General features: G+C 73.4%; 4 protein-coding genes. 1 reads left to right on the forward strand and 3 read right to left on the reverse strand.

All coding sequences use genetic code 11. The features are described from left to right. The 3 genes from HGA02_RS04225 to HGA02_RS04235 all read right to left on the reverse strand — a co-directional run. On the reverse strand, window positions 1–833 hold an 833-nt coding region (locus tag HGA02_RS04225), incomplete at its 3' end, for a glycosyltransferase family 2 protein (protein WP_246247414.1). A gap of 38 nt (window positions 834–871) precedes the next feature. Further along, window positions 872–5,581, reverse strand: coding sequence for a PKD domain-containing protein (locus HGA02_RS04230; protein WP_168677895.1), 4,710 nt, complete (start codon window positions 5,579–5,581; stop codon window positions 872–874). A 267-nt stretch (window positions 5,582–5,848) separates the two neighbouring features. Then, window positions 5,849–9,379 (reverse strand): PKD domain-containing protein, encoded by a 3,531-nt coding sequence (locus HGA02_RS04235; RefSeq protein WP_168677897.1) that lies wholly within the window; start codon window positions 9,377–9,379, stop codon window positions 5,849–5,851. Between the two features lie 278 nt (window positions 9,380–9,657). On the opposite strand from HGA02_RS04235, the gene HGA02_RS04240 reads away from it, so the two are divergent. Further along, window positions 9,658–10,064 (forward strand): hypothetical protein (locus tag HGA02_RS04240; protein ID WP_168677899.1); only part of this gene is annotated, 407 nt, incomplete at its 3' end.

The raw sequence follows: 10,064 nt of genomic DNA on the forward strand, positions 1-10,064 counted from the left end.
CCCGTCACGCGCGCCCGGACGAGCGCGCGGTCCAGCGGGCCGTCGGCCAGCACGACGGACGTGCGGCCCCACGTGTTGCCGTTGCGGAACGCGCGCGCGAGCACCCAGCGTCGCGTCACGCGCTCGGGCGGGACGACGTCGACCACGACGGCCTCGTCGCACCACACCATCCGCCCGCCCGCTTTCGCGAGCTGCCGCGTGAGGAGCTGGTCGGAGCCGCCGGACAGGCCGAACCTCTCGTCGAACCGCAGCCCGAGCGCACGCACCCGGGCCAGGTCCAGCAGCAGGTTGTTCGTCGCGGCGACGTCGGTCGTCGTGCCCGTCGGCAGGCGCCGGCGGTCGAAGAACCGGCCCGCCGCGACCCACGCGTCGGGCTGCTGCTCGAACTCCGACACCACGGGCCCGACGACGCCCTCCGGTCGGTCGACCAGGTACGTGTCGACGAGCAGGCGCAGCCACGTCGGCACGGGCCGCTCGTCGTCGTCGATGAACACCAGCAGGTCCGCGTCGGTCGACTCGTCGAACGCGCGGTTGCGCGCCGCGGCGATGCCCGGCTGCGGCTCGTGGGCGTACCGGACGACGGGGCCGCCGTCGGCCGCGGACCGCGCCGCCTCCTCCTCCACGACCCCGCGCGCACCGCCGTCGGGGTCGTTGTCGACGACGAGCACCTCCGCGGGCGGGTCGAGCAGCGCGGCCTGCGCCACGAGCATCGGCAGCGCCGCCCGCAGGTCGTCGGGGCGCTGGTAGGTCAGCACCCCGACGACCGTGCGCGGGTCGCCGTGACCGGCCGCCGCCGCGTCGTGGGCCGCCACCGTCTTCGAGCCGTCCTCCATCGGTCCCCCTGCCGGACGTCGCTCCCCCTGAGCGGCGATCATGGCACGACCGGGCGCGCCACCAGCTCGCTCCACCGAGCCGTGAGCGGCAGCGTCGTCGTGGTCGTCGACGTGTACACCGACAGGCCGATCCCGCCCGCGGCCTGCAGCGCGGCCGTGGTGCTCGTGCCCGACAGGGTCCACGCCGTCGGCTCCGGCGAGCCCGAGGCCCACACCTTCGCGCGCAGCGTCGTCGTGCCCGTCCCGGTCACCTGGAAGCGGGTCTGGAGCGTCTGGCCGGCGGTGTACGTGATGCCGGGGACGTTGACCTGCGCCACGGTGACCGTGGTGCCGGCGGAGATCCCGACGATCGACGCCCGGACCACGCCCGTCGACAGCATCTTGAGCCGCAGCCGGTAGCCGTCCGTCGTGCCCGCGGTGCGACCCGCGAGCTCGAGGTCCGTGCCCGAGCCCGTCGGCATGACGTCGAGCGCGACCTTCGCCGTGAGGTCCGTGCTGGTCGACGAGACCGGCAGGAAGGACGACAGACGGAACCCGGCGCCGGTGACGCGCATCGCGCCCGTGCCGCTCGCGACGGAGAAGTTCGCCGCCCCGCCCTGGACCGTCCACGCGCCGCCGGTGTCGGCCGAGCCCCAGCCGCCCGTGACCGACCGCGCGAACGGGTCGAGCGCGAACGGGGCGTCGGCGGGCGGCGCGGCCACGGTGACCTCGCGGGTCGTGGTGCCGGTGTCGCCGTCGTCGTCCGTCGTCGTGAGCGTGATGGTGTACGTGCCGTCGGCCGCGTACGTGTGGTTCGCCGTCGCGCCGGTCGCGGTCGCGCCGTCGCCGAACTGCCAGGCGTACGACGTGATCTGGCCGTCCGCGTCCGTCGAGGCCGACGCGTCGACCACGACCGCGAGGTGCGTCGGCGTCGCCGTGAAGGCCGCGACCGGGCCCTGGTTCGGGACGGGCGCCGCCACGGTGACCTCGCGGGTCGTCGTGCCGGTGTCGCCCCGGTCGTCGGTGACGGTCAGCGTGACCGTGTACGTCCCGGCCGCCGCGTACGTGTGGGACGCGGTCGCACCCGTGCCCGTCGCGCCGTCACCGAAGTCCCACGCGTGCGCGGTCAGGGTGCCGTCGGCGTCGGCCGACGCGGAGCCGTCGACCGCGACCGTGAGGTCGGTCGGCGTCGCGGTGAACGCCGCCACGGGCGCCTGGTTGGGCGCCACGACCGTGACCGTGCGGACCGTCTGCGCGCTGCCGCCGCGGTCGTCCGTGACGGTGAGCGTCACCTCGTAGTCGCCGCCCGCCGCGTACGTGTGCGTCGGGGCGGGTCCGTCGCCCGTCGTGCCGTCGCCGAACGTCCACGCGTGCTGCGTGATCGTGCCGTCCGGGTCGGACGACGTGCCGGCGTCGAACGCGACCGTGAGGTCCGTCGGCGTCGCCGTGAATCCGGCCGTCGGGAGCTGGTTCGGCGCGACCACGGTGACGTCGTGGGCGACCTGCGCGGTCGCGCCCTTGTCGTCCGTGACCGTCAGCGTGACCGTGTACGTGCCGCCCGCCGTGTAGGTGTGCGACGGGGTCGCCCCCGTGGCGGTCGCGCCGTCGCCGAACGTCCAGGCGTAGCCGGCGACGGTGCCGTCGGAGTCGGTCGAGCCCGTGGCGTCGAAGGCCGCCGTGAGGTCCGTCGGCGTGGCGGTGAACGCCCCGACCGGCGGCTGGTTCGGCAGCTGACCCGTCTTGCCGAGCGCGTAGTGGTTGGTCACCGTCTGCGCGTCGAGCACCGAGGAGTACACCGCGACCTCGTCGATCGTGCCCGCGAACCACGCCTGCGGGCCCCACGTCGTGTCGCCGAAGATCCGCCAGTAGCCGTTGTACGCCTGCGCGCCCGTCTGCGGGTTCGTGCCCTGCAGGGCGCCGTCGACGTACAGCTTCATGCCGTCAGGGCCCTGCGTGGCGACCAGGTGGTGCCACTGGTTGTTGTTGTACGACGCGGCCGTCGTGATCGTGTTGGCCACGCCCGTCCAGGTGCCGAACGTCAGGCGCCCGTTCGTCTCCATGTAGACGTGCCGGTCGTAGCTGCCCGACACCCCGGTGTTCGTGTCGCCGAAGCCGATCAGCTTGCCGCCGTTCGTCGTCGACGTCTTGAACCACAGCTCCTGCGAGTAGACCGTCGGGTTCGAGACCTGCTGCGTGCTCGCGACGAGCGTGTTGCTCGAGCCCAGCGACCGGACCGCGGTGTTGCTCACGCCCGACAGCGCACCGGACTGGCTGCGCAGGAACGTGCCGCGGTACACGCCCGGCGTGCCGTACGGGCCGGAGTCCGCCGCGGTCGTGCCCGACCCCTCACCCAGCCGCCAGTACAGCTCGGGGCCCGCGTCGTAGACCGCCTTGCCGTACTTGTCGGCGGGGGCCGGCGGCTTGGCGACCGTGCGGCCCGACAGCGTGTAGTGGTTCTCGACCTGCGCGACCGTGAGCGGCGCCGGGTAGACGGCGACGTCGTCGATGCTGCCCGCGAGGTAGCTGCTGGTCGGCTGGTTCGGCCACCCGCCGAGGTTGTCGCCGCCGATCCGCCAGTAGCCGGCGTACGCCTGGCCCGTGGTCGTGTCGGCCCGCTGCCCGACGCGACGCCCGTCGACGTAGAGCTTCATGCCCTCGGTGCCCATCGACGCCACGACGTGGTGCCACTGGCCGTCGTTGTACGCCGCGGAGCTCGTGAGCGTGCGGACGGAGCCCGGGTACACGCCGAACGTGATCTTCCCGGAGTTCTCCATGTAGACGTGCCGGTCATAGCTGCCCGACGAGCCCGTCTGCAGGTTGGAGAACCCGACGATCTTGCCGCCGCGCGTCGTCGTGGTCTTGACCCACGCCTCGACCGCGAACGAGTCCGGCCCCTGGATCGCCGTGCTCGTGGCGCCCGTCGAGCTCGCGGTGCCGTCGAACGTCGAGGCGGCGTTCGGGTCGTCGACGATCGCGCCGGCCGCACCGCGCGTCACGGTGGACCCGAGCGTGAGGTCGGACCAGCCCACCCAGTCGAACGCCGTGGTGCCGCTGGGCTCGCCGAGCCGCCACAGCGACGTCGCACCGTCGGTGCGCACCTGCTGCGCGTACGCGCTGGTCGAGGCGTCGTCGGAGACGGTCACCTGGACCTGGTCGGTGATCGCGGAGTTGCCGAACGGGTCGACGGCCTTGATCCGGTACGTGTACGTCGTCCCCGGCGTCAGCCCGGTGTCGAGGAAGCCCATCTGCGGGCGCTTCCAGACGACCGACGCCGCCGTGACGGTGTGGATGACCTGGCCGTTGCGCGACACCGTGTACGTGAGGTTCTCGTTGTCGCGGTCGTAGTTCGCGGGCCAGCTCAGGCGGACCGTGCCGGACTGGAACGACGCCGCCGACAGCGGCCACGTGGCCGACGCCAGGCGCGGCCCCTGCTTGTTGGGCGCGGTGTCCGTGCGCGCGAACCGAGCGAGACCCTGCTGGCCCTTGTTGTTGACGATCGTGAACTCGCCGCCGTACAGGAGGTACTGGTCGTTGCCCGTGACCGTCCACGGCCCCTGGCCCTGGCCGGTGTACGAGCCCGAGTTGATGTCGGGGTACCAGTTGAGCAGCGTCGGCGTGGGCTTGCCGGCGTAGTTGTAGTAGCCGTACGGGTCGGCCGTCGCGACGCCCGTCACGGCCTTGCTGAACGCGAGCGCGCGGTAGAACGTCCACGGCTCGGTCTGCGGGAAGCCGCCGATGTTGCCGCAGTAGTGCGGGTGCCCCGCGACGTACACCGCGTCACCCGGGCCGGGCCACGCCGCGTACGTGTCGCCGTGGCAGTCCTCGACCCAGACCAGTTCGCCCGTGGCCCAGTCGCCGCGCGCGGTGCCCTCGAGGTTGCCGGTGCTGCCGAAGACGTAGCCCGTGACGTAGAAGCTCGTCGCGTCGCTCGACAGGCTCGTGATGGACGCCTGGGTCGAGCCGTTGCGGATGAGCCCGTTGATCGCGAGCGGAAGCGTCGCACCCGTGACGGCGTCGACGCGCGCCAGCCCGTAGCCGGGGTTCCCGCTCCCGTTGAACGTCGAGAAGCTGCCGCCGACGATGACCTGCGTCTGGTCGGGCGACACGACGAGCGCGCTCACCGAGCCGTCGTCGGCGCTGGGCGCCCACGGCAGGAGCGCGCCGTCGGCCGCGTTGAACGCGGCGACCTTGTTGCGCGCCGACCCGTTGGCGTTGGTGAACGAGCCGCCGACGTACACGGTCGTGTTCGTCGCGACGATCGTGCGGACCTGCGAGTCGACGCCCGGGTTGAAGGACGTGACGAGCGCGCCCGTCGCCGCGTCGAAGGCCGCGATCCGGTACCGCGCCTGCCCCGCGATGCTCGTGAAGTTGCCGCCCACGTACACGCGCGTCCCGTCGGGCGACACGGCGACCGTCCGCACCTGCGCGTTGGGGTTCGGCGCCCACGACGCGTCGAGGACGCCGGTCGCGAGGTCGTACGCGAGGAGGTTGGCGCGGGGCACCAGGTTGGTGCCGGCGGCCGAGCCGGCGGGGCGCGCGTTCGCGAAGTCGCCGCCGACGAACACCCGCGACCCCGCGATGCCCTGCTGCCAGACGACGCCGTCGATCTGCACGGTCGGCAGCGAGTCGGCGGCGACCGTCAGCGGCGTCCCCTCGAGCGGGGCGGTGTCGGCGGCGGCCGGCGTCGCGAGCGTCGCACCGACGAACGTCAGGGCGGCGGCTGCGACGAGCGCGGAGGATCGGGCGACGAGTCCGCGGAAGCGGGTCATGGGGCACCTCGGGGGCGACGGGGGCGCACGGCAGGGCGAGCCGCGCACGAGGATCGTAAGCAGCGGAAACCGCCCCGAAGGGGGTGGAACCGGGTGAACTGGACGCGCAACCGGGTGATTCGGACGAATCGTTTCGCCGGTGCGCGTGACGACGCCCGGGCCACCGTCCGTGGGAAGCCTTTCCCGGGCTCATCGGGACGCGCGACGGCCCCGCCTCCCGCTGGTGGGCGGGACGGCGAGGCCGTCGGTGTGCCGGTGCTCGGCGGGTCAGGCGGTGACGGGACGCGCCGTCAGCTGGCTCCACCGGGCGGTCAGCGGCAGCGTCGTCGTGGTCGACGAGGTGTAGACCGACAGGCCCACACCGCCGCCCACCTGGAGCGCCGCCGTCGTGCTCGTGCCGGTGAGGGTCCACGTGGTCGGCTCGGGCGAGCCCGCGGGCCACACCTTGAGCCGCAGGGTGGTCGTTCCCGTGCCCTCGACCTGCAGGCGCACGGACAGCGTCTGCCCGGCCGAGTAGGTGACGCCCGGGACGTTCACCTGCGCCACGGTCGCCGTCGTGCCCGCGGACACCCCGATGAGCGACGCGCGCACGACGCCCGTGCTCAGCATCTTGAGCCGTGCGCGGTACCCGTCGGTCGTGCCGACCGCGCGGCCCGCGACCTCGAGGTCCGTCCCGCTGCCCGTCGGCGCGGCGTCGAGCGCGACGTCCACCCGGACGTCGGAGCTCGTCGACGAGACCGGCAGGAACGAGGACAGCCGGAACCCGGCACCCGTGACGCGCATGGCACCCACGCCCGACGCGACCGAGAAGTTCGCCGCGCCGCCCGCGACCGTCCACGCGCCACCCGTGTCGGCGGTGCCCCAGCCGCCCGCGACGGTCCGCGCGAACGCGTCCGCGGCGAACGGCGCGTCGGCCGGCGGTGTCGTGACCGTGACGTCGTGCGTCGTCTGCGCGGTCGCGCCGTCGTCGTCGGTGACCGTGAGCGTGACCGTGTACGTGCCGTCGGTCGCGTAGGCGTGCGACGCGGTCGTGCCGGTCGCCGTCCCGCCGTCGCCGAAGCTCCAGGCGCGCTGCGCGATCGTGCCGTCGGGGTCGGACGAGCCGGCCGAGTCGACCTGCACCGAGAGCCCCGTCGTCGCCGTCGTGAACGCGGCGACCGGCGGCTGGTTCGGCGGCGGCGCGGTCACCGTCACGTCGTGCGACACCTGCGCGGTGTGGCCGTCGTCGTCGGTCACGGTCAGCGTCACCGTGTAGGTGCCGCCGGTCGCGTAGGCGTGCGACGCGGTCGCGCCCGTGCCCGTGCCGCCGTCGCCGAAGCTCCAGGCGTAGGACGCGATCGTGCCGTCCGGGTCGGCCGACGCGGAGCCGTCGACGTTCACCGTCAGGCCGTTCGGCGTCGGCGTGAACGCCGCGACCGGGGGCTGCTCCGGCGCCTCGCCGGTCACGCCGAGCGTGTGGTGCGCCGCGACGGTCCCCGGCGCGAGCGCGAACGGGTACACCGCGACCTCGTCGATCGCACCGTTGAAGTTGTTCGACGTCGGCGCGTTCGGCCAGCCGCTCAGGCTGTCACCGCCGATCCGCCAGAAGCCGGTGAAGTTGCGGCCCGACGGGTTGTCCGTGCGCGACGCGACCAGCGCGCCGTCCACGTAGAGCGCCATGCCCTGGCCGTCCATCGTGCCGACGACGTGGTGCCACTGGCCGTTGTTGACCGCCTGCGGCGACCGCACCGTGCGGTTCTGGCCCGGGCTCGCGCCGAACTGCACCCGTCCCGCGCTGTCGACGTACAACTGGCGGTCGCGCGTGCCGCTCGTGCCGGTCAGGCTCGTCGAGCTGCCGAACCCGACGACCCAGCCGCCCTGGTTCGACGTGGTGCGGATCCACGCCTCGACGGAGAGCTCGTTCATGTCCTGCTCGCGCTGCGGCGCGACGACGCGGCTGTTGGTCGTCCCGGCGAACGTGGTGGCCGTCGTCGAGTCGCCCGCGATCGCGCCGGTCGTGCCACGGGTCAGCGCGGTGCCGGTCGTGGCGTCGTCCGTGCCGGCCGCGTCGAGCGCGGTCGTGCCGCTCGCCTCGCCCAGGCGCCAGTAGTGCGACGCGCCGTCGGTCATGACGGTCTGGGCGTACGGGCTCACCGGTCCGGTGCCGTCGGCGACGACCTGCACGGACGGGCTCGTCACGGTGTTGCCGAACGGGTCCGAGACGCGCACCGCGTAGGTGTACGTCTGGCCCGGTGTGAGCCCGGTGTCCGTGTACCCCTGCGTGGGCCGCTTCCAGATGACCGACTTCTTGACCTCGTTCGACACGGGCTGGCCGTTGCGCAGCACGCGGTAGGTCAGGTCCTCGTTGTCGAAGTCCGCGTTCGCGGTCCAGGAGATGCGCACGGCGCCGGTCCCGATGCCGCGGGCCGTGGGCGTGAAGTCCGCGCCCGAGAACCGCGGACCCTGGTCGTTGGGCGCGATGCTCGGGACGGCGAACCGCACGAGACCCTGCTGGCGGCGGAAGTTCACGTTGAGGAACTCGCCGCCGTACACGATGTACCGGTCGTCGCCGGTGACGGCCCACGGCCCCTGGTTCTGGCCCGTGTACGTGCCGGTGTCCAGGTCGGGGTAGAAGTTCAGCATCTCGGGCGCGTTCGTGCCCTCGAAGTTGGTGTAGCCCAGGTGCTCGCGGCCGAGCTTGCGCATGGGCTCCTTGGTGTAGGCGTCGGCGCGGTAGAACAGCCACTCGTCGTTCTGCGGCGTACCGCCGACGTTGCCGCAGTAGTGATGGTGGCTCGCGGCGTAGACCACCGGACCCTGCGCGTGCACGCCGTACGAGTCGCCGTGGCAGTCGGCGATCCAGCGGATCGAGCCGGTCTCCCAGTCGGCGGCGAAGACGCCCTCGAGCGTGCCGCCCGAGCGCCCGAACGTGTAGCCCGTGCCGTACATGTTGTCCGCGTCGCCCGTGAGGCCCGTGATCGACCCCGCGGTGCCGCTGTTGCGGATCTGCGACGTCGCCGGGAACGACAGCGGGGCGCCGGTCACGGAGTCGACGCGCGCGAGCCCGTCCGGGGCCGCGGTGCTGCCGTTGAACGACGTGAAGTTGCCGCCGACGATCACGGTCGCGCCGTCGGGCGAGACGGTCAGCGCGCTCACCGAGCCGTCGTCGACGCTCGGGTTCCACGGCAGCAGCGCACCGTTGGCGGCGTTGAACGCGGCGAGCCGCGTCCGCGTCGCGCTGCCGGCCTGCGTGAAGATGCCGCCCGCGTAGACGGTCGTGTTGGTCGCGGCGAGCGCCCGGACCTGGCCGTTGGTGCCCGCGTTGAACGTCGTGATGAGCGCGCCGCTCGCCGCGTCGAACGCCGCGATGCGGTACCGCGTGGTCCCCGCGATGCTCGTGAAGTTGCCGCCGACGTAGATGCGCGACCCGTCGGGCGACTTCACGACCGCGCGGACCTGCGCGTTCGGGTTCGGCGCCCAGCCGCTGTCGAGCACGCCCGTCGTGACGTCGAAGCGCAGGAGGTTGGTGCGGGTGACGGTGTTGACGCCCGCCGCCGCGCCGGCCGGGCGCGCGTTCTGGAAGTCGCCGCCCGCGTACACCTGGTTGCCGACCATCGTCTGCTGCCACACGACGCCGTTGATCTGCACCGTGGGGAGCGCGTCGGCGGAGACCGTCGGGGGCAGCTCGGGCGGCGGGGCGGTGTCGGCCTGCGCCGGCGCGGCACCGACGACCAGCCCGACGGCGACCGTCGCCGCAGCGGTGAGAAGGGCCCACGCACGAGCGACCGGACGACGGTCGGTGACTGGACGCAGAGACATGACGACACCCCGGGGCGCTCGGACAGTGGGCGAACGCGCACGATCCTACGAGCGGGAAACCGCGCAAAACAGGACAGGACGGGTGAAAACACCTGTCACGACGGGTGATACTCGGACACCCGTCCGAGCGAGGAGGACGCCGTGACCTGCGCCGACGCACGTCGCCCGGCCCGCGCCGTCGAGCGGCTCGGGCCGGGCGTGCGCCAGGCGCTCAGGCGCTCGGGCCTGCGCCCTCGAAGAGGACCGTCGTCACGGTCGGGTCGTAGCTCACGGGACTCGTGGCGCTGCTCCTGGTCGGCGGGCTCGTCGTCGTGCTCGTGACGGCCGCCCGCAGCCGCCCGACCGTCGCCGACCTCGCGTGGCTCACCGGCGACCCGGTCCCCCCGAGCGACGAGGCCGAGGTCGTGTCCCGCTACCTGCGGCGGCACCGCACGTACCGCGTCGTCGGCGCGCTCACGGGCGTGTGCCTCGCGGTCGTCGTCGGGATCCGCTGGTACGGCGCGCTCGTCGTCGGGGTCGGCGGACGCAGCCCGCTGGCCGACCCGCTGTTCCTCGGCCTCACGGGCGTCGTCGTCGGGGCGCTCGTCGCCGAGTCCTTCCGGCTCCCCCGTCCGAAGGGACCCGTCCGCGCCTCCCTCGCGCCGCGCACCGACGGAGCGGGCGCCGGGCACGTCCGGGCGGCCCG

The sequence above is a fragment of the Cellulomonas septica genome (assembly GCF_012396155.1).
Lineage (GTDB): Bacteria > Actinomycetota > Actinomycetes > Actinomycetales > Cellulomonadaceae > Cellulomonas > Cellulomonas septica.

Excerpts from the sequence above, each read along its gene's own strand:
- HGA02_RS04230 (WP_168677895.1), bottom strand. The coding sequence starts at position 5,581 with ATGACCCGCTTCCGCGGACTCGTCGCCCGATCCTCCGCGCTCGTCGCA.
- HGA02_RS04235 (WP_168677897.1), bottom strand. The coding sequence starts at position 9,379 with ATGTCTCTGCGTCCAGTCACCGACCGTCGTCCGGTCGCTCGTGCGTGG.